This window comes from Bacillus sp. 1A (genome assembly GCF_052682215.1).
This window is the reverse complement of sequence record NZ_JBQYLZ010000001.1, coordinates 3,588,925-3,612,957: the sequence shown is the minus strand read 5'-3', so window position 1 is coordinate 3,612,957 and position 24,033 is coordinate 3,588,925. Positions and strand designations below refer to the sequence as shown.

Below are 24,033 nucleotides of genomic sequence, written 5' to 3'. Positions count from 1 at the left end.
CATGGATTCCCCCTTACCTAAAAATGTCATATACTCTCATTTTACTATAACATTTTTTCTTTGTTTTTTTAATATTTAGACAAAAAACGAACGTGAAAAAGTTTTATGTAAATATATTCGTTACAATGTATGAACTCCTAAATTTATTGTAAAACTATGTATAAATCGGAGGTGTAAATATTGAATGGTTTTACTGTAGTACTTATCAAATTTATATCGTGCATTATCGCATTTAGTATTGGACTCGCTTTATTTTTCCCTGCAACGTTTGTCCAAATTATTTCATTTAGTCTCTTTGTTACAATCGTTTCCTATATGTTCGTCGATAAAATCATATTAAACCGAATAGGTAATACCGGTGCCATTATGTCGGATTTCTTACTAACGTATTTAAGCGTATGGATTTTCGGTAATATTTTATTAGACAATTACATGCAAATTGCATGGGGTAGTTTCCTTTCCGCTACTGTCTTTACATTATCTGAAGTAATCGTTCATCGCTTTTCTAACTCACACACAAGGCACAACAACGATAACATTCATATTAATCGCCGCTTTGCATATGGTACGGAATTTGCTGAAGAACAGAATGTATTGGATAAAGATAAGAAGAAATGACATTTTGATGCAGGAGCGCCCTTTTTAATTATGTGGTGCTCCTTTTGTGTGTTTTCATTATGGTGCGTGAAATTATATCGACGATTTTTCAAATATATCTATCGTAACTTGAAATATATCAACGATTTTTACAATATATCGACGTTTCGACAAAGAATATCGATTTACCTACAATATTTGACACTGTTTCCTCTAAATAAAAAACTGCCTCTTATTTAGAAGCAGCAACTTTCAAATCTTTTAATGCAACAACATCTGCAAACGCTCCTAATACGGCGTTATGATGTTTCACAATATCTTCAGCACGTAATACTTCTGTATCAAACGTACTATGTGCATCACTTACTAACGTTACTTTATATCCTTCACTACATGCTCTGCGCGTTGTCGTATCTACACAATACTCTGTTTGCATTCCCGAAAGAATAACGTGTTCAATTCTTTTCTCTTGTAACACTTCGCTTAAGTTTGTTTTATGGAATGAATCTGGTGTTGTCTTTTCAACAATGAGATCTCCTTCTTGCGGTGCAATTGTCGCATGGATCTTCCAGCCATCTGTACCTTTTTCTAACGGGTGATTTTTCGGTCCATTATGTTGGACATAAATAACCGGAATATCATTTGAACGGCATTCCCCAATAAGCTCTTGCAATATTTCTAAAAACTTTTCCCCATTATGTACTGGCATTCCTGCTGTATACATACCTGCTTGCACATCAATTACTAGTAATGCTTTTTTCATTTCGCGCAGCTCCCTTTGTTTGTATTCTATCATCCAACAATCTTCTAATTTCCCCTCATGCAGCTCATGTTCCTTTAATATCTTCACTTTTTTAAAGCCGCATTTTTCATAACATTTTATCGCACGTTCATTATTTACTTTCGGATCCATTGCGATTGCTTCTGCTCCCGTGTTCTCCATAATATATGTAATTGCTGCCTGAACGAGTTTCGTTCCAATTCCTTTTCCCCAATAAGTCAGCTCTCCGATAAATTGATCCATTCCCCATACATTTTGTGATTCTTCATAGCCATATAATGTTTTCCACTCAGAATCAATTGGGTACATTTGTATGTAACCAATTGGAACAGCATCAAACTCTATTAAACATCTTTTTTCATGACTATTTGGATTATGTATGAAATGATTCAGTACCATTTCTACAGATTGCGGATTATCGCGTCCTTCGTAATACCGCAAGACTTCTGGGTCTGTTAACCATTTTGAAATGATTGATGCATCCTCTTCTATTACGTATCTAATCGATATATTATCTTTTTGAAATAGCATATAATACCTCTTTTTAATTATTTATATTTTTTCTTGTTGTGAAATCTTTCATTGCACCTATTAGTGCATATGGTAACAATGTAATCGCAAAAAGAGCTGTAAACACATTAAAATGAGGAATTTCATATGGAGTGAACCCTTCCGTGAAAAATCGGGAATGTAAAATTCTATTTAAAAACTCTCCACTTGGCTTAAAATTTGGTGCACATCCTGTACTCTCACACATAATAAATAGTAATTGAACAATTATAAATGCCCCTAAATAACGAAACCATGTCCGTTTCTATATAGGGTGTGTATTCTTTAATGTATCTTCCATCTAGCCCCCTCCTTTAAATATCCATCATATTGAGTATACACTTTCTTTACTTCATTTGTTAAAATCTTCTATATAATCATTCACGCTGGGGGAATTCATTATGTCTAATCCTATATTACTACATCCACTTTAATCATTCTTAGAGGAAACTCTGCAAGTGGTAAAACAACAATCGTAAAGCAACTACAAGAACATTTCGGACAAGGTACACTTTTAGTATCGCAGGATGTTGTACGTAGAGATATGCTTAGCGTACATGATACGATGGGGAACTTATCTCATGATCTACTATTTGAAATTACGAAGTACGGAAAAGGAAAGTGTGAGTTTGTTATTTTAGAAGGTATTTTAAACAGTCGTAGATACGGTGAAATGCTAAAAGAGTTAATACATTTTTTTGAAGGAAAGGCATATACATATTACTTTGATTTATCATTAAAAGAAACGATTCGACGACATAACACAAGGGACAAACGATATGAATTTGGTGAGGGTTCCCTACAAAAATGGTATAATCCGCACGATACAATTGAAGTTGCTCGAGAAACTATTTTTACAGATACATTCACGCAAAAAGATATATTTAATGCGATTCTTACTGATGTTGCGATACAAAAATAAAAGCCAGTCTCAATAAAGAGAACTGACTTCTATCTAGATAACTTTATTTATTAAAGAATTTTAACTTTAACAGTTTGTCTTCCCCAATTCATAGCTTTACTTTTTGAGCCCATTAAAACATCAATACGATTTCCTTTAATAGCACTTCCAGTATCACCAGCAATTGCTTCGCCATAACCTTCTACCCATACTTTAGATCCTAATGGGATTACTTTCGGATCTACTGCGATAATTCTCATATTCGGATTAGCCGTTAAATCATGCCCCGTCGCAGTTAAAACACGTCCACCATATGTACCATTTTCACTTGGATCAGCAGTATATGCTGTCGCAACTACCGTTAATTCACGTTTAGCAGACTGTATGTTATTTTTAGACTCTTCTCTTGCTTTTGCTTCTTCCTTAGCCTTTGCTATTTCTCTTGCTTTCTCTTCTTCTTTTGCTTTTGCTATTTCCTTTGCTTTCTCTTCTTCTTTAGCCTTTGCTATTTCCCTTGCTTTCTCTTCTTCTTTAGCCTTTGCTATTTCCCTTGCTTTCTCTTCTTCTTTAGCCTTTGCTATTTCTCTTGCTTTCTCTTCTTCTTTAGCCTTTGCTATTTCCCTTGCTTCGGCCTCTTCCTTAGCTTTTGCTTCTTCTTGGGCTTTCACGTCTTCTTTAGGCTTTACTATTTCTTGTACTTTCGTTTCTTCCTTAGGCTTTACTACTTCTTGTACTTTCACTTCTTCTTTTGGCTTTACTACTTCTTGTACTTTCACTTCTTCTTTTGGCTTTACTACTTCTTGTACTTTCACTTCTTCTTTTGGCTTTACTACTTCTTGTACTTTCGCTTCTTCTTTTGGCTTTACTACTTCTTGTACTTTCGCTTCTTCTTTTGGCTTTACTACTTCTTGTACTTTCACTTCTTCTTTTGGCTTTACTACTTCTTGTACTTTCACTTCTTCTTTTGGCTTTACTACTTCTTGTACCTTCACTTCTTCCTTAGGCTTTACTACTTCTTGTATTTTCACTTCTTCCTTAGGCTTTACTACTTCTTGTACTTTCACTTCTTCCTTAGACTTTGTTACTTTTTGTACTTTCGCTTCTTCCTTAGGCTTTGCTATCTTTTGTGCTTTAACTTCATCCTTAGCTTTAGCTGTTTTGTGTACTTTCGCTACTTGCTTCGTTTTCTCTTTAGCTGTTTTTTCAACTGGTGCTGTACTTGATAGGAAAGAAACATTAACATAAGCTGTTTTTCCTTTATACTCAAATTGTAACCAACCGTCTTTTACTTGATGCGTTGATTCAATTACATCATTTGTTTTTAGTCTGCCAAGTATTTCTGATTCTGTACTTGCATCAGAACGGACATTTAACAAATTCGCTGTTACATAATACACATCTTTTGTAAACTCCGCACTTACAAACACTTCTTTACCATTTAAATCAATTTTGGACCATCCTTCTTCCGTATGTATAACCTTTAACTTTTCTCCTTCTTTTACTTTTTTGACAACTTTTGATTCAGTAGTCGGTTTTTCACGTACGTTGAGTACATCTGCTGTTACGATTGTTTCTGCGGTAGCAGTTGTAGTAAATGCTCCCAATCCAAAAACAGTTGCTGTTGCTGCGCCAATTATTTTTTTCATATTAGCCTCCATTATTTTTTTGAATTCTATCAAATACTTCCATAAAATTAGGAAAGCATTTGTAACAGTATATTAATACGACTTAATATACTGCTATTAAAACTCCTTACTCCAATACTATCAAATTCTCATTTTTAATTCTATATATTATAAAGTGAAACTTTAATCATTGGGGGTTTTGTTCATCCCCCAATGATTATTAGTTGAACCAATCGGACGTTTACGGACAGTTGATCTCCCACCTAACTTCTTTGCTCCAACTGAATTTTGAGGTGGGAGTTTTACTGTCCGTTAACGCGGGATAAATCTCACTATCTTCTATAAACTCTTCATACTAAATAGTTGTCACAATTCCTGCCAAAAACAAACTTACGATTGCTAAAAATTTTGTACCGACTATAGCCCCTCTTAAATGAAACTTATAATCTTTATATCCCTTCATGCCTTCTGTACTAGGAATAACAACAAATCTTGGGGTAATCCAGCAAAAGATTAGCCAATCAATTATAAACAAATCTACTAAATTGAAAATCATTAAAATACCAAAAGTATGTAAATAGGCATCAACATATAATAATTTTTCATGTTTATGTAGTATATATGTAGAAACGACAGGCGTACCGAAAAGAATAGCATTATATGCAATATTAAAGTAGATTGTTTGCTTTTTTTCATGAATCGATTTTGGAAAAACTACCTTTTGAATATCTTTCGGATATTCAGTTAACGAAAGACGAGGATTATAATATAAAGATCCTAAAATCATTACAGATAGTACAATAGACATAATGACACCAACGTACATCATTTGCTCAAATGGATTCATATGCTTCATTCACCTTTTTCTTTAATTACTATGCTTCTCCTTTACTTAATTACATATTGTATGCTCACAAATAACCAAAAATTAATAACACCTTTAACACCCAATCAAAATTCTTGCAATGCAAAAACAATTTTTATAAAGTGAAAGCCAAATTAGTTAAGTAAGGATTGGTGAAAACTATGAAAATAGAACATATTGCAATATGGGTAAATGATTTAGAATTAATGCGTTCTTTTTATACAAAGTACTTTAATGGTAAAGCGAACTCTTTATATCACAATAAAGCAAAACAATTTGAATCTTATTTTATTACGTTCGAATCTGGTGCAAGACTTGAAATTATGCGTAAAAAAGGTATAGAAAACGAGCCTAACCTTAACATAACTGGCTATGCTCATATGGCTTTCTCTGTCGGTAGTGAAGAACGCGTAAATGAATTAACTACAACATTAAAAAATGATGGTTATCCTTTATTAAATGGACCACGTTTCACTGGAGATGGCTATTACGAAAGTGTGATAAGCGATCCTGAAGGTAATCAAATTGAAATTACGATTTAATTTATCTTTTTTCTGAAGAACAAATGAAAATTAGTTTGGAGGAGTATTATACAAAAGCTAAATTTGAAGAAACAGATTTTAATTTATCTTTCCAGCTCGTATCCAATAAAGAAGTAATGGCGCCATGAAAATCATCAACTATTCAGCTGTTATAAAGTATATGATTCATTATGGGATTTGAATGTAATTCAAAAAATGCTTAGGATTTCTCCGAAGCATTTTTTGTATAGGAATAATAAATTTATTCCTTAGCCGTTTAGTCAATGCTTAAACCTATTTCCTCATCTTTTAAATGTGAGAGTGTCCCTATTAATCTAAATAAGCGTCTCATTTCCAAGCTTCCAACTAAACCATCTCCCATGCCCTTCTGTTTCTCCAACCGATTCACGATATTCATTTCCGTTAATATAATAATCAATATGAAGGTCCCGGTCCCACATGTTGTTATATAGGTGAAATACATCACGTTTTGCGCCGATTTCTTGTATTTGTTTTTCTAACTTATGTTTTATTTGTTCAGGTATTTGATTTGCGACGTGTGTGTGGAAAATACAGATTACAGCATCTTCACTTATTTGTTCAATAATAGATGGCAATAGCTCCACACCGTCTCCTTCTATTAATTGAACAGATTCATTTTTTACTAAAGATGCTGCTTGGTCAAACATTTCAAGTCTTTCTTTATGCTCTGGCCAAATGAGTGCACGTAGCCACAAATAATCTTCATTACTATGTAAATCATTTACATGTAAATCTAGTCCGATTCTTTCTGCGACAGATGGACTTTCTTTTAGAAAATGAGGCACATTCTCTCCTCTTATTTCAGAAGTTACATGCACATTCGAGTTTATATTTCCGTATGTTACATCTGTTCCATACGAATAGCTATATTGATCCCAGAACAGTTGTAATCCAGAACTTGTCCCAATTTCAATTAACGCTAATGGTTTTTTCACTTTATTAAATATGTAACAAAAACTTGGGTATAAGTACGCACATCGCCTTACTTCATTCGTTTGAACGAGTTTCGTTTGTAATAAGGTAATGATTTCTTCTCGATACGTTTTACAGAAATCTTTAAAATAATCAAAAGTTTGATTTAAATCCGTGTTAGCATTTTCAACTAAGCTACTGTAATACATTTTTAAATGATGTTCTTTCCCTGATAGTAATAAATAATGTACAGCACCTAATAATAAGTTTGGAATTGGTTGGCCTACTTGAGCGTAGGAAGATAGTGTAAGTACTTCCTCATCTTCAGCTATTTTTATTGCTAAGTATTCATATAAGTCACTTGACCCTTTACATTCTTTTATTGAAAAATTTCGAAATAAGTTTGCGATTTGTTCTTGTGTACGCATTGGTATCCCTCCTTTTAATTTTACAGAATAATCACACTATTATTAGGGGTAAAATTCCATAAAAAGGTATCCTTTCTACCCATTCTACGATACGTAAGCTTTTCCGGGATAATTTCAAACTGTAATTTTTTTCTATTTATCACCTTAAAAGAGCTTGTTAAATAAGATTTTTGGCGAATAAAACGTTAAATAGTTTAAAATTATCAGATAACACTAGATATTTTAGTCTATTAATTATTATAATAGAGTATGAGATGGTTATACAATTGAGACAAAAAAGGTAAATACCTAGGTGGGGCCTAGGCGGTGTTTCTCTTTTACGGCTTAGACATAGAAAACACCTACTCTTTTTTGCCAATATAGGGGATGGAGAGATTATCATGAGCAACATGCAGCAAAAAACAGACGTTATCTTAATTGGTGCAGGAATTATGAGTGCAACGTTAGGCTCATTACTAAAAGAATTAGCACCTGAATGGGAAATTAAAGTTTTTGAAAAACTCGCAAGTGCCGGGGAAGAAAGCTCTAATGAATGGAATAATGCAGGTACAGGGCATTCTGCGCTATGCGAACTGAACTATACTTCCGAAAAATCTGACGGATCTATAGATATTAGTAAGGCTGTAAAAGTGAATGAGCAATTCCAGCTTTCAAGACAATTTTGGGCATATCTTGTAAAAAGTAAATTAATTCGTAATCCACAAGATTTCATTATGCCTCTACCTCATATGAGTTTAGTACAAGGTGAAAAAAATGTTGAGTTTCTAAAAAACCGTTTTGAAGCGCTTTCAAAAAATCCACTGTTTCAAGGTATGGAATTTTCCGATGCTCCTGAAACATTAAAAAAATGGCTTCCACTCATTATGGAAGGACGTACACCTAACGAACCGATGGCTGCAACGAAGATTGATTCTGGAACAGATGTTAACTTCGGTGCATTAACACGTATGTTGTTTGATTACTTACAAACGAAAAATGTCGAGCTAAACTACAAACATAGTGTCGAAAATATTAAACGCACAAAGAATGGTTTATGGGAAGTAAAAGTACACGATATGAATAGTGGTAAAATTGAGCATCACACTGCAAAATTCGTCTTTATCGGCGGCGGTGGCGGTAGTCTACCTCTACTACAAAAGACTGGTATTCCTGAATCAAAACATATTGGTGGATTCCCTGTAAGTGGACTATTTATGGTATGTAAAAACCAAAAAGTTGTCGAGCAACATCATGCGAAAGTATATGGTAAAGCTAAAGTTGGCGCTCCGCCAATGTCTGTACCTCACCTTGATACGAGATATATAGACAATAAAAAAGCTTTACTATTTGGACCGTTCGCAGGGTTCTCTCCTAAGTTCTTAAAAACTGGCTCAAACCTTGACTTAATTGGTTCTGTAAAACCAAATAACGTCTTAACGATGTTAGCTGCTGGTGTAAAAGAAATGGGATTAACAAAATACTTAATTCAGCAAGTTATGTTATCTCACGAAAAACGTATGGAAGAATTACGCGAATTCATTCCGAACGCGAAAAGTGAAGATTGGGATATTGTAGTTGCTGGGCAACGTGTACAAGTAATTAAAGATACTGATGCTGGCGGTAAAGGTACACTTCAATTCGGTACTGAAGTTGTCAGTGCAGCTGACGGCTCAATCGCTGCATTACTAGGTGCTTCACCAGGTGCCTCTACTGCCGTTCACGTCATGCTTGAAGTATTAGAAAAATGTTTCCCAAGCCGCATGGTAGAATGGGAAGAAAAAATAAAAGAAATGATTCCTTCTTATGGCATTTCACTAACTGAAAATCCAAGATTGTTCCAAGACCTTCACACTTCTACAGGTCGTACGCTTGGATTAAATGAAAAAGAAACGGTTCATAATTAAAGAAGTTATTAAAAAACGTCCGATTTATTCGGACGTTTTTTTGTTACTAAAAATTATATTTATCAATATTCTCTTTCGTAAATACAACCCGCTCTGGTAATACTATAATTCCATTTCCTTCTGCTTCATAATCATAACCTTGGATGGAGTTTGGCTCTACTTTCACTTTTCCGATTCCTTTTACTTCGAAACTATCCCCTACTTTTAACTTCTTCCCTTTTACTACTATTTCATTTGCTACATACGTTGCGAGTGCACCTTGTTGTTTTACATCCCATAATCCAAATTGTTGTACTGTTCCACGTTTTACGTAATCACGCATAACGTTTGGTGTGGAAAAACCAGTTACGACTACTTTTTTATCCATTTTTAAGTTTTCAGCTGCTTGTGCCATCGCTGGTAGTGCCGTTGCATCCGGGCAAATGACTGCATTAATATCTGGATATGTTTTTAAAATGTTCTCTCCTACAGATAACGATTTTTGCGCATTATTTTCGCCGTACTGCGTCGTTACAATTTCCCAGTTCGGATATTTCTTTTTAATAATTTCTTTCGCTTTCGTTACCCATTGGTTTTGATCCGTTACCGTTGGACTAGAATAAAAAAATGCTACTTTTCCTTTATCCCCAATTTGTTTGGAAGTCATTTCAATTAATAAATTAGCAAGTTGATCTGGTGTTCCTTGGCTTATATAAAATGAACGGTCTTTCGGATTCACATCAGAATCCCACGTTAAAACAGTCATTCCTTTTTTCTTAGCTCGTTGTAATGATTGTGATAAACCATCTACTGACGTAGAAGAGACCATAAGTGCATCATAGTTTTGATTAATAAAGTTGTTTATATATTTCACTTGCCCTGATACGCTTGCTTCAGACGGTCCATCATACTTCACTTGTACACCTAGTTTATCTCCCATCTCTTTTGCTCCTTCACCGCCCGATGTAAAGAAGCCAACTCCAGTTAATTTCGGAATGAATGCAAATTTCACATCATCTGCCCTTTTCTTATCTGCCGTTTGACTAGAGCAAGCGATTAAACCGATTAAACAAATGCATACAATGAATACAATCCCTAGTTTTCTCTTCATGACATTTCCCCCTTATGCAAGTTCTTTCTTTTCCACGGTGTGAATTGATGTAATTTGAAATGTCTCATAATAACTGAAAGAATAAGAATAATACCAATAACTACATTAGATTGTTCATTTGTTAAACCCGTCATTTGCAAGCCATACTGCATTAACCCAATAAAAATACTCGCCAGTACAGTACCGATAATACTTCCTTTTCCCCCTGTAATAAGTGTCCCGCCTAATACGACTGCAGTAATGATTGGTAAAATCGTTTCACTTCCCATATCAGCACGTGCGGAACCGAAATATGCAGTTAAGAAAGCGCCCCCTAATCCACCTCCTAACCCGGAAAGTATGTAAGCGATAATGACTACTTTTTTCGTTTTGATCCCAGTGTATTTTGCTGCATTTTCGTTCGAACCTGTTAATTTTACGTGGCGCCCATATATAGTACGGTGAAATAATATAGTATATAAAACTGTTAATACGATCAGAATCCATAATAAATTCGGTATTCCTATAAAACTACCGTTTGCAAGTTGTACAAATGCGTCAGGTAAACCACTTATCCCTTCATATCCAGAAGCACCTGCCCCTCCTGAAATGACGAGTGCAATTCCGCCGTATAAAAACATCGTTCCGAGTGTAACGACAAGTGGCTCTACGTCTGTCATTTTTATAATGAATCCGTTTAAAGCTCCTGCTAAACAGCTGATTAAAAGAGCTAATATGACCGCTAGCAAAATAGGTATTCCATTCATCCAAAGTACACCAAGTATAATCGAAGTTAACCCCATAATAGATCCTACAGAAACGTCAATTCCTCCTGTTACAATAACGAAAGTCATTGGTATCGCTGCGATTGCTATAAATAGAAAATCATTTGTACTAAAAAGGAGATTACTAATATTTAAGAAATCACTACTTATAAAACTAAAGAGAATGAATTCTATAAAAAGTAATACAATTAGAACACCTTCCCATCTATACAAATACTTCATAGATTCATCCTCCTTTCCGCCTTCCACTTTTTCATAACACTATCTAATATAACGATTACTAATAATAAAAACCCTGAAATAGCATTATTCCAAAACGCAGGTATTTTTAAAAAGACAAGTGAACTACTAATCGCCTCTAAAAATACTGCTCCTAATGCAGCTCCAACTATAGAACCCGTTCCTCCTTTTAAATGAATTCCCCCTAGTACAGCAGCTGCGATAACCTGTAGTTCTATCCCGGTGCCTGTTTGATTTGGAACGAATCCGATATTCATGACAAATATGCAACCAGCGAGCGCAGCGCTTATGCCAGATATAATAAACGCATATATCTTCACTTTATTAACAGGTATACCAATGAGTCTCGCTCCATCTTCATTATCACCTACCGCATAAAAGTATCTTCCGAATGGCACTTTCCTTAAAAAGAAGTATAGTAGTAATAAAATAATAAGAACAACCCATACAATTATCGGCAAACCAAGTATGACGATCGATGACAGTTTCTTAAAATTGTTTGGTACGTCTTCAATCCACTTTCCGCCTGTGAAAATTAACATCGCACCTCTAATGATCCCTAACATACCTAATGTCATAATAATAGCTGGTACCCGAAACTTCGCAACGCCAATCCCATTTATAAAACCGAGAATAGCGCCAAGTAAAATAGCAGCAAGTATGGACAAAAATGCATGATATCCATCCGTTAACAACATCCCGCAAACAGCTGCGCTTAATCCCATAATTGAACCGACTGATACGTCTATATTTTTCGTAAATAAGACGAACGATTGGCCAATTGCTAGCACAACTAAAATAACACTTGATTTCATCATTAAAGATAACGAGTTAAGCTGAACGAAACTTGGATTTATCATTCCGACAATGGCAATGTAAATGAGTAATAATAGTATGATAGATGTTTCGTGCATTTTATACATACGTTTCATTCCGTTACACCTCCGTATGCAAGACGTGTAACTTCATCTACAGTCATATTTTGTTTCTCTAAATGAGAAACAAATTGTCCATTTCGCATTACATATACACGATTTACTAATTGAACGATTTCTTCAACATCGGAAGAGATTAATATTATTGCGAGTCCTTCCCTTTTCATTTTTTCTATCGTCTCATATACTTCAATCCTTGCTTTCGCATCAATTCCGCGAGTCGGTTCATCAAAAATAATAATTTTTGGATTACACGCAAGATATTTTGCAAGCACGACTTTTTGCTGATTACCTCCCGATAAAGATGCTAGAACTTCATCCATGCTTCGTACAACAATTCGAAACTGTTCTATATACGCCTTAAATAAAGCGCTTTCTTTTTCTTGGTTAATGAAAAAGCGACTATTCTGATGTAAACTTGCTGCAGTCATATTTTCTTTAACCGATGCAATTGAGAAAATACCATTTCTTGCTCTATCCTCTGGCACATAAACTAATCCCTCGCTAAGTCTTTTATGCAAAGAGCATGAATCAATTGATTTTCCTTCTAATAAAATAGAACCTGATTTTATAGACTTCAATCCAAATATGGTTTTTGCTAATTCCGTTCTGCCTGATCCAACAATGCCAGCAATTCCTACAATCTCCCCAGAATGTACAGTAAATGATATATTTTCGAATGCGTGACTCGTTATATCAATTACTTCTAATATTTTTTTCGTTTCTTTTGTCTCTTGCACTATTTCTCTTTTCTCTTCTTGTTTATACCCTTTCGGCAATAACCCCTCCATTAGCATGTCATATGTATAGTCACATACATCACCTTGGCTTACAATCATTCCATCACGTAATATCGCTACTTTGTTGGCAATTTCAAAGATTTCTGGAAAGCGATGCGTAATATATATCATTCCAATTCCTTTTTCTTGTAAACTTTTCATCAGCACAAAAAGACTCTTTATTTCGTGAGTTGTTAATGTCGATGTTGGCTCATCTAAAATAAGAATCTCGGCTTCCCGTATTAATCCTCTAACGATTTCTACTAACTGTTGCTGCGCAATGGATAGTGATCCTCCTAATTCTTTAAGGTCAATATTCCATCTTAAACTGTCAATCAATTGCTGAATCTTTACTTTTAATTCCTTTTTCTTCCCTTTTAGTCCGATGCATATATTTTCTTCAATGGTCATATGCGGAAAAATGAGTGGTTCTTGTGGTATTAAGTAAATCCCTTCTCGGTGTGCTTTTTCCGGATTTACAAACTGTTTCCTCATTCCTTTTACATACATTTCTCCACTATCATACGAATATAACCCCGTTAATATTTTCATTAATGTTGATTTTCCAGCACCATTTCCTCCAACTAAAGCGTATATATCGCCACGCTCTACTTGTAAGTTCACCTCTTTTAACACAAGTTGATTTGAAAACGCCTTACTCATTTTCTTTACATGTAATAAAGGTACGTTCTCCACATGATGTCACCTGCCTTCATCCAGAACATTTTTTGAGAAAATGATTATTTGTTCTACTTGTTTTGTAGCATTGTATATTTCTTTTTTCATATCTAGAACACTTTTTTCATCAGACAATTAATCGTTTCAACTGGAATAAACAAAATATATGGCACATATGTTTAAGCAGTGGTCAATTGTTGAAAGGGATGACGCGTATGACACAGCTGAACTTTGAAGAGAATTTATTAACTAAAGTAGCTTGGTACTATTATAAAGACCAATTAACACAACAGGAAATTGCTTCACTTCTTCACATTTCAAGAAATAAAGTTGTCCGATTATTAGATAAGGCGCGCAGTGAAGGTATCGTTACATTTCACGTAAAAGGGACTGGTTTACACTGTTTAAGTATTGAGCGTGACCTAATGAAAAAATTCCATTTAAAAGATGCTTTCATTATCCCTACTCCAATAAACAATTATCACGCTTCTCTCGGAAAAGCTGCTGCACAGTATTTAGAAACTCAGCTCCAACAAGGCGATTTACTCGGCATTGGCTGGGGTGAAACGATTAGCAAAATGCTAGAAAACATTCATTTTGAAACTTCTATTAATCTTTCAATTGTAACGCTAACTGGAGGAGTAAATCACTATCTCCCAAGAAAACAAAACTATTTACACTACATGCAAGGCGATCTTCACATTATCCCTACGCCGTTTCTAGCATCTACAACCGAAATGGCACAAAGGATTCTATCAGAACCGAGTGTAAAAGATATGCTTCATGTCGCTTCACTTGCTCATACGGCAGTTGTTGGTATTGGCGGGATATCTCAAGATGCAACTATTGTAAAAGAAGAAAAATTAACACTACGTGAGATGACATATATTCGTAGTCAAAACGGTGCTGGCGATATTTTAGGGCAGTTTTATAATACGAATGGTGATTTATTAAAGCTCCCACATCATAATCGACTAATCGGTACGCCGCTCTCGATTCTGCGCAAAATGAAACATGTCGTTGGTGTTGCTGGAGGTATAGAAAAGATAGATGCAATTTATGGTGCCTTAAAAGGAAAGTTCATTCATACATTAATTACCGATGAGGAAACGGCCCTCTCCTTATTACGAAAGGATGGTGATTGTTAATGTCTCATTTATTAGCTTTTGATGCTGGTACAGGAAGCATTCGAGCTGTTCTTTTTGATTTACTAGGTAATCAAATTGCGGTCAGTCAAAAAGAATGGGTTCATAAAACGGATCCTCGTTACCCAGGTTCTATGAATTTTGATGTAATAGAAAACTGGGAGTTAGTACAACAATGCACGAAAGAAGTTTTACAAAGAAGTAATGTCTCGCCCTCTTCTATTCAAGCTATTAGCGCTACTAGTATGCGAGAAGGTTTTGTTTTATATGATAAAGATGGGCAAGAAATATGGGCTTGCGCAAATGTTGATGGACGCGCATCCACTGAAGTTAGTGAGCTAAAAGAAATACGGTCACATCTTGAAGAAGATTTATATACTAAATCTGGTCAAACTTTTTCATTAGGTGCTTTACCCCGCCTACTTTGGATAAAAAAACATGAGCCAGACGTCTATAGCAATATTCATTCTTTTACGATGTTAAACGATTGGATTTTATATAAATTAAGCGGCGTGCTGCAAATCGATGCCTCAAACGGATGTACATCCGGTATTTTTGACCTGCAAAATAGAGTATGGGATAACGATGTCGCTATCGAGTGCGGTTTAACGTTACCATTTTCAACAACAGTAAATGAAGCGGGTACAGTAATTGGCAACGTCACAAAAGAGTGTGCAGCATTAACTGAATTATGTGAAGGAATTCCTGTCGTCGCCGGGGGCGGAGATGCTCAAATGGCCTCACTCGGAACAGGAGTAGTTAGGCCTAATCAAACATTAATATGCGGTGGTAGTTTTTGGCAGCAAGAAGTCAATGTTACAGAACCAAAAACAGATCCACATGCTTCCATTCGGGTAAATTGTCACGTCGTACCTAACCTATGGCAATATGAAACGATTGCCTTTTTCCCAGGCCTTGTTATGCGCTGGTTTCGAGACGCTTTTTGCCATGAGGAAAAGAAACTTGCTGACAAACTCGGTGTAGATGCTTATGAATTATTAGAAGAACAAGCGAAAGACGTACCTGTTGGTTCACATGGCATTATCCCTACCTTTTCAAATGTTATGAACTACATTTCTTGGCGTCATGCCGCACCTTCTTTTTTAAATTTAAGTTTAGATGCAAACAAATGCGGAAAAAAAGAACTGTTCCGTGCTATTGAAGAAAATGCTGCCTTCGTTACACTTGGCAACTTAAAATTAATAGAAACTCTCACAGGGACATTCCCTTCTGAAGTCATTTTTGCTGGCGGTGCTGCTAAAGGAAAACTATGGCCACAAATTTTATCGGACGTCCTTGGTATTCCTGTAAAAGTACCTGTTGTGAAAGAAGCAGCTGCTTTAGGAACTGCGATTGCTGCTGGAGTTGGCGCTGGCATATATTCAGCTATGGAAGAAACTGCTGAACAGTTTGTACAGTGGGAGCACACATTTGAACCAGTTACTGAAAATCATGAACTATATAAAGAATTCTATGAAACATGGAAAACTGTGTATAACAGTCAACTCGCTTTAGCTGATAAAGGGCTCACCTCACATATGTGGATTGCGCCTGGTGCTCTGTAACATATTACATAAAGGAGTGAAAAAGTATGTTAAAAGCGAATGAAAATGACTTCTCCTATCGCTTCGGTGATAATGGGCCGAAATATTTAATACAAGGTCCGAATATTGATCTTGGCCTTGTTGTCATTCAGCCTGGGCAAGAGTTTCAAAATCACTACCATACGACGTGCGAGGAAGTCTTTTATGCATTAGAAGGTGAAATTGATTTCTATGTGAATAACGAAAAAGTTCCTATTAAACAAGGCGATGTATTGCAAGTTCGCCCTCATGAATCTCACTATCTTATTAACCATTCTGACAAACCTTTTAAAGCAGTTTTTATTAAGTCACCACATTTACCAAATAAAGATACGGTACAAACTGAAAATCCAACATTAACGAAGGAGTGATTTCTAATGACTTGGGGATTTAAAAATCGATTAAATACAATTTTACCTGATGGAAGAGCGGTTATGTTAGCGATAGATCACGGCTACTTTTTAGGACCCATTCACGGGCTAGAACAGCCACTTGAAACAGTTAAAAACTTACTTCCTTACACAGATTCCCTCTTTTTAACTCGAGGTGTACTTAGCTCCTGTATTCCTGAAAACTGCAGCACACCGATGGTTATGCGTGTTTCAGGTGGAGCTACTGTCGTCGGTAAAGATTTAGCGAATGAAACAATTGTTACACCAGTAAAAGAAGCAGTAAAACAAAACGCAATTGGCGTCGGTGTTTCTGTTTTCGTTGGATCAGACTATGAAACACAAACTGTTTCAAATCTCGCAAATGTAGTTTCAGAAGCTCACGATTACGGTCTACCAGTACTCGGTATTACCGCTGTTGCGAAAGAATTACAAAAACGTGAAGCACGCTTTCTAGCACTCGCTTCCCGCGTATGTGTTGAAATGGGTGCTGACATTATTAAAACGTATTACTGCGAAGGATTCGAAAAAATCACCAGCACTTGCCCTGCCCCAGTTGTAATCGCTGGTGGTCCAAAACTCGATTCAATTGAAGACGCATTAAACATTACGTACAATGCACTGCAAGAAGGCGCAATCGGCGTAGATATGGGCCGAAACATATGGCAATCTGAACATCCTGCTGCGATGATTCAAGCGATTCATGGCATTGTGAAGAATGGATTGAATGTGAAAGAGGCACTCCAATTATTCGACGATGTAAAAAATTAAAATAAACGACAGACTATTACTCTTAAATATATACAAAATTAATATTTACTATAAAGAAAAACCTCTATGTTAGATTACTAAGTAACCTAACATAGAGGTTTTCTTTTACATTTTTTTGTTCCGGATTTAGTCAGATTTCTACAGATCGCGTACGTTCCAAACAATCTCACCGCGCTCCCCCCACGTACTGTGATGCCGATGAAACCCTATCTTTTCTAATACCCGGAAAGACGCTGTATTCCAAGCACCTACAGTAGACCAAAGTCTATGGCGACCTGTAGCAATCGTAGCCTCAAGCACTGCTGATGCTGCCTCTGTCGCATAACCTTTTCGATGAGCACTTTGGAACAACTCATATGCAATTTCCGGCTCTTCAAGCGTGGAACGACCGATGATTAAGCCACAGTATCCGATAAAATCCCCTTCTTCTCGCCTACGTATAGTAAGAAGAGAAATACCATTTTCAGTTGCTTTCTTGCGCATTTCGATAAGAGAGCTACGAACAGATTCAATGGTTGGCATATCTACACCACGTTCACCAATTAATTTTCTCAGCCAAACCGCATCAGATTCCTCCCACATATTCAGGTCGAGTCGTTCCGTTTTTAACTGGAACGCCATATCTTTAAATACAGCTGTCATAGCCGTAACCTCCTATTGATTTCACTGTACTACTTATAATAGTTTCGTACTTTACCATATGGGAAACCTGCTTGATTCTCTAAATTTTCTTGCATTAAGATACATTATTGTTATTTTATGCATAAGTAATTCCTTTGCAAAATAGACCTTTTTATAAAACTTCATTTTAAAAATTTGACTAGGTTACGCTCTTTTAGTTGCTTCTTATACAGTATATGAAATTTATATCAACGATTTTCCAAATATATCAATCGTAACTTGAATTATATCAACGATTTTCTCAATATATCAACGATTCGACGCAAAATATCGATTTACCGACAATATTAGACAGTATTATTTATAAAGCACCCACTCAATTAACTCAATTGCTGCTTTAATACGGTCCTTCGTATCACCTAAAAACAGTCTATTTATATAATCTTCAAAATTAGTTGGTACTATAGATAAAGTTTTAATATACTTCAAAACAGCTCCCGCTGGCGGTACTGGCTTACTATTAACAGCCCATATCCCTTCTAACAATGTCCAAATTGAAGTTTGAACTATGTATGAAGCTTTTAACTCATCATTTGCTTTCAAAGCAGACTGCATTTTAATTAGCGAACTATGTAACCAATGAGAAATTCCTTTTATTTTATCGCTAGAAACATGGTAGTTTTCAAATTCATATGCAGCTATTTCCTTTAACTTTTTCAAATCGTCTCTTTTATCAAATAAAATTTCCCCTTCTAAAAATGAGTATAATTCCATCGGATTGTTTTTGAAGTTTTCTAGTATTTGATTAACGTCTGCATACTTATATTCAACTAAAATTTCTTCTCTCGTTTCAGAATGAAATTTCTTATTTTGTCCGTCTTCTAAAAGAATATAGAAGTCTAAATCCGAATCAGGATATGCATCACCTCTTGCGACAGATCCGATAAGCATACATCCAGTTATCTTATTTATAGATAAGATTTCAGCTACTATGGTTTGCACTAATTTTTTATGTTGTTCATGTTTAATAGATTTTTGTGCTTCTAACATTCGTAACCTCCAAACATATTATTATGGAGTTATTCCTCACCTAAATATATTGTACTTTTCTTATAATCTTCTACATACTTATTCAACGATTGTCAGTTCATATACAATTGCGTCTTTACTGCTTTTTGTTTGATCTTGAATCGTAACAATATCTCCACCTTTGATTTTCGAAGCATTCACTACTTTTACCATTTCTGGTGGAACATATCCTCCATTGTTTTCTTTATTTAGCGGAAACCACTTTACTGATTTATTAGTTGCTTCTAAAATTTTATATTTAATCGTACCATCATACTTTATTTCACCAACAAGATCTTTTACTAATGTAGGTGTATATTTACCCTCTTCTTTTTCCAAAGAAATATGATCACCTATATCTGGAATACCGTTTCTTACAGGTGCCTCCCATTTTGTTGGATGTAAATCATTTAAACTTACTTTCACACTATCTTCTTTATTTGAGCTAGCATCTTTTAGAAATATTTCATTATACTTCTTATCAATAATAATATACTCTTTCTGCTCTACTATTTTTGCACTACTTTCACGTTTTTCTTCCTCATTGTTAGATACTTCTTCTTTCACATTATTATTACTACACGCTGATAATAATGTCGTCGCCAAAGCTGCCATTAGTAACATCTTTTTCACTTCATTTACCTCCATTTATAATGAAACAATTAAATATATATTACATCCATATTTTACTATAAATCAAAAAAAGAGGATATTTGTTTATTAATAAACAAATATCCTCTAACTTTAACTATATATTACGACTGTTGATAAGCCGCTTTCGATGATTTCACATAATAAACTGCGTGATCCACGTTAATGATATGATCTGGTTTTTGCTTACCACGACTCGCTCTATGACCTGCTAAATGTTCTTCACTCGTTTCCCAGTTTTTCCATGCTTCTTCAGATTCCCAGCGAATCATCACGACAACTTCTTCATCGCCTCGTCTTACTTTTTTCACAAGAACACTTAAATCGATGAAGCCTTCAAATTTTTCAATAATACCTTCTCCAGTGAAACGTTCTACAACTATATTTGATGTACCTTCTTTTACTGTAAATGTTTTCGTTTCAATAAACATATAATCCCACTCCCTCTTTATAATACGAATACTACTATTCTTCTATTATAGTTGATTATGATAATTATTTTCAATTAAAAAGTTTTAATTATTTGAATCATGCCGTTTTCTCTTCAACTGCCTCATCTAAAAATTTGAAATACGGAAGTAATAATCCTATTAAAGAAGTGGCACATATAATCGCACCGATGATAAAGTATAGTGCTCTCACTCCCCACATTTCACTCAGTATGCCTCCTAATAACACACCTAACGGCATAGCTGATCGTATGAAAAATAAACGCACTGAAAATACTTGCCCTATCATATTGTTCGGTACTGTTTGTTGGCATATTGTCGTGTTATGAACATTGAAAAATGCAATACAAATGCCTGCAACTACTTCAATGAACACCGCAATTACTATACTATGATTGAACCCTAAAGAAATGTATGTTAGTCCTCCTATAAACAATCCACCAAGCATAAGTATACGCCGGCTTTTATATGTTACTTTTCCGACTAGTATAGATCCAACTACGTAGCCAAACGGGAAACCAGCCATAAAATAACCAAACTCCGCATACCCCGCTGAAAGCTCATCTTTTATATAAGGTAGATTTGTAACCAACGTTACCCCCACCCCAAATTGCACGAAAGTAAGAAAAATACCAAGCCAAACGATAACTGGTTTTGTGAAAAAATATGTAAAACCGTGAAGAAACTGTTCTAACCACGTTTTCCGAATAGATTGTTTTGTTCTCTTTTCTTTTATATTAAGTAATAATGTACCACTAACAAATAGACAAATACATACGAAAGATAATGTAAGTTCTGTTCCAATCAAATGAATGATTACTCCGCCTAATACGGGCCCAAGAAACATCATAAGACGAGCCATTCCATCAATATACGCATTTGCGTCTTGAAGCTGTTCTTTACTTACAATACTCGGTGTAATTGCTTGACTTGCAGGTGTATACAGCGGCGTAATAAGTCCGATTATTATTTGGACGACATATATGTGCCAAACTTCTATACTACTAGTAAGTAACATGACTAACGGCAATAAAAAAATCGAAGCTCGCACCCATTGCGAAAAAATCATAATCCACTTCCGGCTCCATTTATCAATAAATGGTCCACTTATTAGTTGTAGTATGAGTGACGGGATAAAATATAATAACCACATACTACTTAATGCTGTTTTTGATCCTGTTAATTCGTAAACAAGAATCGAATTACATAACGTTCCGAAAGCCCCGCCTAACTCTGAAATTGCACTGCCAATCCACATATAAAAGAACGAACGGTTTTTCAATACATTTTTCAATTTCACACACCAACTTTTCTACTAGATTCCTCCCTCTATGTGCATTCTAGTTGCATATTATCTATTTAAAAACGCATCTAATTCTTTCGCTAACGACTGTACTGCTTTCTTTCTCAATACATATTTCCCGTCATGTATATCAACTAACTTCGCTGCACGCAACAATTTCAAATGATGGTGTACAGTCGATTTACCGAGTTGCAGTCTTTCTGTAATTTCCTGCAAAGTCCGTTCTTGTTCGAACAACATTTTTACAATGCGTAGCCTCGCTTCATCCCCAAGTGCCTTATGTTTTTGAACTAAAAAATAATTCGGTTCATATAGATCTTCAGGATGGATGCTTTCGTTTGCGACTGGGTAATGAAATACTTTCGTATCTTCAATATCCGCCTCAATGTTCCACGGTCTGTACGTCATTTGCGGGATAAGAAGTACATAATGAACACTTGGTTCTGGCATATAGTTCACACCACCAGTCGCCCACTCGACAAACTCTTCTGGTTTCATCTTTTTATTCATTTCATTTTTCGCTTCATAATCTCTTTGTAATATAGAAAGTATTTGCTCCTCCTCTTTCTGAATAACACTCTCATACCACCCTGTCATAACGGCTACTAAATGGTCCTTTAGTTTTTGCACATTGATATTACATATAAAACGAATATACGTAGAGAAAAACTGATGATCTTGTGTCAGCTCCTCTAGTTCATATATTGCAGTTACGTCCCCACTTGCTGCTAAATGTCTTTTCTTTTCATACTTCTCGCCTAAAAACGGTAAGCATATATATTTCAAATCTACTTCTGAAAGCGAATCGATTTTAGCATGAAACTGTGCTAAGTCCTGAAAATCCTCTTTATACAACAACTGAAGTAACGCTTTCCACGTATTATGTTCTTCTACAAACTGTAAGTGCTCTCTCATTTCTTCTGTTAAGGATTCCTTAATTTCTTCCCATTCATTTTGACTCTTTTCAAGAGTATCGATTAACCTTTTATGAGTAATTGCTGCAATGCCAAGTGCACATTCGAAAAGTATCGAATATTTCACTTGAATGTTATAAGTTTCCCTCTTTCTACTCGTTATGTGATAGACCTCCATTTTTATCCCCTCCTTGTTTGCTATATATTAAATTCTATTTTAATCGAATTTTACCTTCTATGTTTTTAGAATTAATAAAATTTTAGTTGAAACACATTCATTCTAAATTAAGTAGAATAGGAGCTTTTTTATATGCAAATAATAAGCCTCAAGGAGTTGTTGATATGCATTTTATATTAAATATGTTAGGAATTTTCGTTGTCATATTAATCGTTTTCTTATGTTCGCCTAATAAAAAACATATAAAATGGAGACCAATCGTTATTCTAATCATATTGGAGCTTTTTATTACGTGGTTTATGTTAGGCACGAAGCTCGGCAGTATTATCATTAATAAAATCGCGTCATTTTTCAGTTGGCTACTATCGTGTGCGAATGAAGGTATTCGCTTTGCCTTTCCTTCCGCTATGGACAGTCCACACATTGATTTCTTCTTTAGTGCATTACTTCCTATCATTTTCGTTATCACTTTTTTCGATATTCTTTCGTACTTTGGGATCTTAACTTGGATTATTGATAAAGTAGGTGCAGTTATTTCAAAGATTTCTCGTTTACCAAAGTTAGAAAGTTTCTTTTCCATTCAAATGATGTTTTTAGGAAACACCGAAGCACTTGCGGTTGTTCGTGATCAGTTATCCGTTTTAAAAGAAAATCGTTTGCTGACTTTTGGAATTATGAGTATGAGTAGCGTTAGCGGATCCATTCTTGGCGCCTATTTATCAATGGTTCCAGCAACATATATTTTCAGCGCTATCCCTTTAAACTGTATTAACGCATTAATTTTAGCCAATGTATTAAATCCTGTAGAAGTTACGAAAGAAGAAGATGTCGTATATACACCTTCAAAAGATGAAAAAAAGGATTTCTTTTCTACTATTTCAAACAGTATGTTAGTCGGGATGAATATGGTTATCGTTATTTTAGCTATGGTAATTGGTTATGTGGCATTAACTGCATGTTTAAATGGAATTTTAGGCTTTTTCGTCACAGGTTTAACAATTCAAAAAATCTTCTCCATTATCTTTAGTCCCTTTGCTTTTTTACTCGGTTTATCGGGCAGCGATGCGATGTATGTAGCTGAATTAATGGGGATTAAAATAACGACGAATGAATTTGTTGCAATGATGGATTTAAAATCAAACTTAAAGTCGTTACAGCCACATACGATTGCGGTTGCAACAACATTTCTAGCTTCTTTTGCTAACTTTAGTACAGTAGGTATGATTTACGGAACGTACAATTCATTATTCGGCGGAGAAAAATCGGCCATAATTGGTAAAAATGTGTGGAAGCTTCTCGTTAGCGGGATGGCAGTTTCCTTATTAAGCGCTATGCTTGTTGGGCTATTTGTATGGTAAATAACCTTTATAA

At 35.2% G+C, this 24,033-nt stretch carries 22 protein-coding genes and 3 pseudogenes; 9 read left to right on the top strand and 16 right to left on the bottom strand.

Annotated elements, in window-relative coordinates; genetic code table 11:
- The first annotated feature begins 180 nt into the window (after positions 1 to 180).
- Positions 181 to 618, top strand: a complete 438-nt coding sequence (locus ACUN0F_RS18430) for a YndM family protein (RefSeq protein WP_001013096.1) — start codon at positions 181 to 183, stop codon at positions 616 to 618.
- Positions 619 to 829: 211 nt separating this feature from the next.
- On the opposite strand, the gene ACUN0F_RS18425 is transcribed toward ACUN0F_RS18430, so the two are convergent.
- The 3 genes and pseudogenes from ACUN0F_RS18425 to ACUN0F_RS18415 form a co-directional block, all read right to left on the bottom strand.
- Complete coding sequence (locus ACUN0F_RS18425; RefSeq protein ID WP_264461820.1) at positions 830 to 1,360, bottom strand: cysteine hydrolase family protein; 531 nt, start codon at positions 1,358 to 1,360, stop codon at positions 830 to 832.
- A 15-nt stretch (positions 1,361 to 1,375) separates the two neighbouring features.
- Positions 1,376 to 1,909: pseudogene (locus tag ACUN0F_RS18420) on the bottom strand (GNAT family N-acetyltransferase); the annotation flags it as partial.
- A 13-nt stretch (positions 1,910 to 1,922) separates the two neighbouring features.
- A pseudogene (locus ACUN0F_RS18415) lies at positions 1,923 to 2,228 on the bottom strand (YfzA family protein).
- Between the two features lie 100 nt (positions 2,229 to 2,328).
- Here ACUN0F_RS18415 and ACUN0F_RS18410 point away from each other — a divergent pair.
- A pseudogene (locus tag ACUN0F_RS18410) lies at positions 2,329 to 2,849 on the top strand (kinase).
- A gap of 50 nt (positions 2,850 to 2,899) precedes the next feature.
- On the opposite strand, the gene entB reads toward ACUN0F_RS18410, so the two are convergent.
- The gene (entB, locus tag ACUN0F_RS18405) at positions 2,900 to 4,474 is read right to left on the bottom strand and encodes a cell wall-binding protein EntB (protein ID WP_445539891.1); all 1,575 of its coding nucleotides are present in this window, start codon (positions 4,472 to 4,474) and stop codon (positions 2,900 to 2,902) included.
- A gap of 334 nt (positions 4,475 to 4,808) precedes the next feature.
- A complete protein-coding gene (locus ACUN0F_RS18400) occupies positions 4,809 to 5,300 on the bottom strand; it encodes a nitroreductase (RefSeq protein WP_075307578.1) in 492 nt (163 codons plus the stop codon).
- A 179-nt stretch (positions 5,301 to 5,479) separates the two neighbouring features.
- Between ACUN0F_RS18400 and ACUN0F_RS18395 the strand changes: the two genes are divergently transcribed.
- Complete coding sequence (locus ACUN0F_RS18395) at positions 5,480 to 5,860, top strand: VOC family protein (RefSeq protein ID WP_445539890.1); 381 nt, start codon at positions 5,480 to 5,482, stop codon at positions 5,858 to 5,860.
- A 314-nt stretch (positions 5,861 to 6,174) separates the two neighbouring features.
- Here the strand turns inward: ACUN0F_RS18395 and ACUN0F_RS18390 are convergent, their stop codons facing one another.
- On the bottom strand, positions 6,175 to 7,221 hold the full coding sequence (locus tag ACUN0F_RS18390; RefSeq protein WP_445539889.1) for a DUF2332 domain-containing protein: 1,047 nt from the start codon (positions 7,219 to 7,221) through the stop codon (positions 6,175 to 6,177).
- A 380-nt stretch (positions 7,222 to 7,601) separates the two neighbouring features.
- On the opposite strand from ACUN0F_RS18390, the gene ACUN0F_RS18385 reads away from it, so the two are divergent.
- The gene (locus ACUN0F_RS18385; RefSeq protein WP_000069156.1) at positions 7,602 to 9,104 is read left to right on the top strand and encodes a malate:quinone oxidoreductase; all 1,503 of its coding nucleotides are present in this window, start codon (positions 7,602 to 7,604) and stop codon (positions 9,102 to 9,104) included.
- Between the two features lie 46 nt (positions 9,105 to 9,150).
- Here the strand turns inward: ACUN0F_RS18385 and lsrB are convergent, their stop codons facing one another.
- From lsrB to ACUN0F_RS18365, 4 genes are read right to left on the bottom strand one after another with little or no spacing between them, the layout of a single operon-like run.
- Positions 9,151 to 10,194 (bottom strand): autoinducer 2 ABC transporter substrate-binding protein LsrB, encoded by a 1,044-nt coding sequence (gene lsrB / locus ACUN0F_RS18380; protein ID WP_193672649.1) that lies wholly within the window; start codon positions 10,192 to 10,194, stop codon positions 9,151 to 9,153.
- Positions 10,191 to 11,180, bottom strand: a complete 990-nt coding sequence (locus ACUN0F_RS18375) for an ABC transporter permease (protein ID WP_264461807.1) — start codon at positions 11,178 to 11,180, stop codon at positions 10,191 to 10,193. Before ACUN0F_RS18375 ends, lsrB begins: the two co-directional genes overlap by 4 nt.
- Positions 11,177 to 12,130 carry an ABC transporter permease subunit gene (locus ACUN0F_RS18370; protein ID WP_048566168.1) on the bottom strand — a complete coding sequence of 318 codons (954 nt, stop codon included), beginning with the start codon at positions 12,128 to 12,130 and terminating at the stop codon, positions 11,177 to 11,179. The genes ACUN0F_RS18375 and ACUN0F_RS18370 overlap by 4 nt, the downstream gene beginning before the upstream one ends.
- On the bottom strand, positions 12,127 to 13,608 hold the full coding sequence (locus tag ACUN0F_RS18365) for a sugar ABC transporter ATP-binding protein (RefSeq protein WP_445539888.1): 1,482 nt from the start codon (positions 13,606 to 13,608) through the stop codon (positions 12,127 to 12,129). The genes ACUN0F_RS18370 and ACUN0F_RS18365 overlap by 4 nt, the downstream gene beginning before the upstream one ends.
- A 197-nt stretch (positions 13,609 to 13,805) precedes the next feature.
- Between ACUN0F_RS18365 and ACUN0F_RS18360 the strand changes: the two genes are divergently transcribed.
- From ACUN0F_RS18360 to lsrF, 4 genes are read left to right on the top strand one after another with little or no spacing between them, the layout of a single operon-like run.
- A complete protein-coding gene (locus ACUN0F_RS18360) occupies positions 13,806 to 14,738 on the top strand; it encodes a sugar-binding transcriptional regulator (protein WP_075307596.1) in 933 nt (310 codons plus the stop codon).
- The gene (gene lsrK, locus ACUN0F_RS18355; RefSeq protein ID WP_327986388.1) at positions 14,738 to 16,300 is read left to right on the top strand and encodes an autoinducer-2 kinase; all 1,563 of its coding nucleotides are present in this window, start codon (positions 14,738 to 14,740) and stop codon (positions 16,298 to 16,300) included. The genes ACUN0F_RS18360 and lsrK overlap by 1 nt, the downstream gene beginning before the upstream one ends.
- A 26-nt stretch (positions 16,301 to 16,326) precedes the next feature.
- Positions 16,327 to 16,689, top strand: a complete 363-nt coding sequence (locus ACUN0F_RS18350; RefSeq protein WP_046959771.1) for a cupin domain-containing protein — start codon at positions 16,327 to 16,329, stop codon at positions 16,687 to 16,689.
- A gap of 6 nt (positions 16,690 to 16,695) precedes the next feature.
- Entirely contained in the window at positions 16,696 to 17,478 is a 783-nt protein-coding gene (lsrF, locus tag ACUN0F_RS18345; protein ID WP_000219775.1) for a 3-hydroxy-5-phosphonooxypentane-2,4-dione thiolase, read from the top strand.
- 138 nt (positions 17,479 to 17,616) lie between these two features.
- Here lsrF and ACUN0F_RS18340 read toward each other — a convergent pair whose 3' ends face one another.
- From ACUN0F_RS18340 to ACUN0F_RS18315, 6 genes are all read right to left on the bottom strand, one after another.
- Positions 17,617 to 18,120 carry a GNAT family N-acetyltransferase gene (locus tag ACUN0F_RS18340; RefSeq protein WP_445539887.1) on the bottom strand — a complete coding sequence of 168 codons (504 nt, stop codon included), beginning with the start codon at positions 18,118 to 18,120 and terminating at the stop codon, positions 17,617 to 17,619.
- 336 nt (positions 18,121 to 18,456) lie between these two features.
- Positions 18,457 to 19,149, bottom strand: a complete 693-nt coding sequence (locus ACUN0F_RS18335; protein WP_445539886.1) for a nucleotidyltransferase domain-containing protein — start codon at positions 19,147 to 19,149, stop codon at positions 18,457 to 18,459.
- A 78-nt stretch (positions 19,150 to 19,227) separates the two neighbouring features.
- Complete coding sequence (locus ACUN0F_RS18330; RefSeq protein ID WP_445539885.1) at positions 19,228 to 19,815, bottom strand: hypothetical protein; 588 nt, start codon at positions 19,813 to 19,815, stop codon at positions 19,228 to 19,230.
- 107 nt (positions 19,816 to 19,922) lie between these two features.
- A complete protein-coding gene (hmoA, locus tag ACUN0F_RS18325) occupies positions 19,923 to 20,249 on the bottom strand; it encodes a heme-degrading monooxygenase HmoA (protein ID WP_445539884.1) in 327 nt (108 codons plus the stop codon).
- A 97-nt stretch (positions 20,250 to 20,346) separates the two neighbouring features.
- The gene (locus ACUN0F_RS18320) at positions 20,347 to 21,561 is read right to left on the bottom strand and encodes an MFS transporter (protein ID WP_046954291.1); all 1,215 of its coding nucleotides are present in this window, start codon (positions 21,559 to 21,561) and stop codon (positions 20,347 to 20,349) included.
- A 57-nt stretch (positions 21,562 to 21,618) separates the two neighbouring features.
- A complete protein-coding gene (locus tag ACUN0F_RS18315) occupies positions 21,619 to 22,662 on the bottom strand; it encodes an ArsR/SmtB family transcription factor (protein WP_445539883.1) in 1,044 nt (347 codons plus the stop codon).
- A 164-nt stretch (positions 22,663 to 22,826) separates the two neighbouring features.
- On the opposite strand from ACUN0F_RS18315, the gene ACUN0F_RS18310 reads away from it, so the two are divergent.
- Entirely contained in the window at positions 22,827 to 24,020 is a 1,194-nt protein-coding gene (locus tag ACUN0F_RS18310) for a NupC/NupG family nucleoside CNT transporter (RefSeq protein WP_445539882.1), read from the top strand.
- The last annotated feature ends 13 nt before the right edge of the window (positions 24,021 to 24,033 follow it).

Excerpts from the sequence above, each read along its gene's own strand:
- ACUN0F_RS18425 (WP_264461820.1), bottom strand. The coding sequence starts at position 1,360 with ATGAAAAAAGCATTACTAGTAATTGATGTGCAAGCAGGTATGTATACA.
- entB (WP_445539891.1), bottom strand. The coding sequence starts at position 4,474 with ATGAAAAAAATAATTGGCGCAGCAACAGCAACTGTTTTTGGATTGGGA.
- ACUN0F_RS18400 (WP_075307578.1), bottom strand. The coding sequence starts at position 5,300 with ATGAATCCATTTGAGCAAATGATGTACGTTGGTGTCATTATGTCTATT.
- ACUN0F_RS18395 (WP_445539890.1), top strand. The coding sequence starts at position 5,480 with ATGAAAATAGAACATATTGCAATATGGGTAAATGATTTAGAATTAATG.
- ACUN0F_RS18390 (WP_445539889.1), bottom strand. The coding sequence starts at position 7,221 with ATGCGTACACAAGAACAAATCGCAAACTTATTTCGAAATTTTTCAATA.
- ACUN0F_RS18385 (WP_000069156.1), top strand. The coding sequence starts at position 7,602 with ATGAGCAACATGCAGCAAAAAACAGACGTTATCTTAATTGGTGCAGGA.
- lsrB (WP_193672649.1), bottom strand. The coding sequence starts at position 10,194 with ATGAAGAGAAAACTAGGGATTGTATTCATTGTATGCATTTGTTTAATC.
- ACUN0F_RS18375 (WP_264461807.1), bottom strand. The coding sequence starts at position 11,180 with ATGAAGTATTTGTATAGATGGGAAGGTGTTCTAATTGTATTACTTTTT.
- ACUN0F_RS18370 (WP_048566168.1), bottom strand. The coding sequence starts at position 12,130 with ATGAAACGTATGTATAAAATGCACGAAACATCTATCATACTATTATTA.
- ACUN0F_RS18360 (WP_075307596.1), top strand. The coding sequence starts at position 13,806 with ATGACACAGCTGAACTTTGAAGAGAATTTATTAACTAAAGTAGCTTGG.
- lsrK (WP_327986388.1), top strand. The coding sequence starts at position 14,738 with ATGTCTCATTTATTAGCTTTTGATGCTGGTACAGGAAGCATTCGAGCT.
- ACUN0F_RS18350 (WP_046959771.1), top strand. The coding sequence starts at position 16,327 with ATGTTAAAAGCGAATGAAAATGACTTCTCCTATCGCTTCGGTGATAAT.
- lsrF (WP_000219775.1), top strand. The coding sequence starts at position 16,696 with ATGACTTGGGGATTTAAAAATCGATTAAATACAATTTTACCTGATGGA.
- ACUN0F_RS18340 (WP_445539887.1), bottom strand. The coding sequence starts at position 18,120 with ATGACAGCTGTATTTAAAGATATGGCGTTCCAGTTAAAAACGGAACGA.
- ACUN0F_RS18335 (WP_445539886.1), bottom strand. The coding sequence starts at position 19,149 with ATGTTAGAAGCACAAAAATCTATTAAACATGAACAACATAAAAAATTA.
- ACUN0F_RS18330 (WP_445539885.1), bottom strand. The coding sequence starts at position 19,815 with ATGGAGGTAAATGAAGTGAAAAAGATGTTACTAATGGCAGCTTTGGCG.
- hmoA (WP_445539884.1), bottom strand. The coding sequence starts at position 20,249 with ATGTTTATTGAAACGAAAACATTTACAGTAAAAGAAGGTACATCAAAT.
- ACUN0F_RS18315 (WP_445539883.1), bottom strand. The coding sequence starts at position 22,662 with ATGGAGGTCTATCACATAACGAGTAGAAAGAGGGAAACTTATAACATT.
- ACUN0F_RS18310 (WP_445539882.1), top strand. The coding sequence starts at position 22,827 with ATGCATTTTATATTAAATATGTTAGGAATTTTCGTTGTCATATTAATC.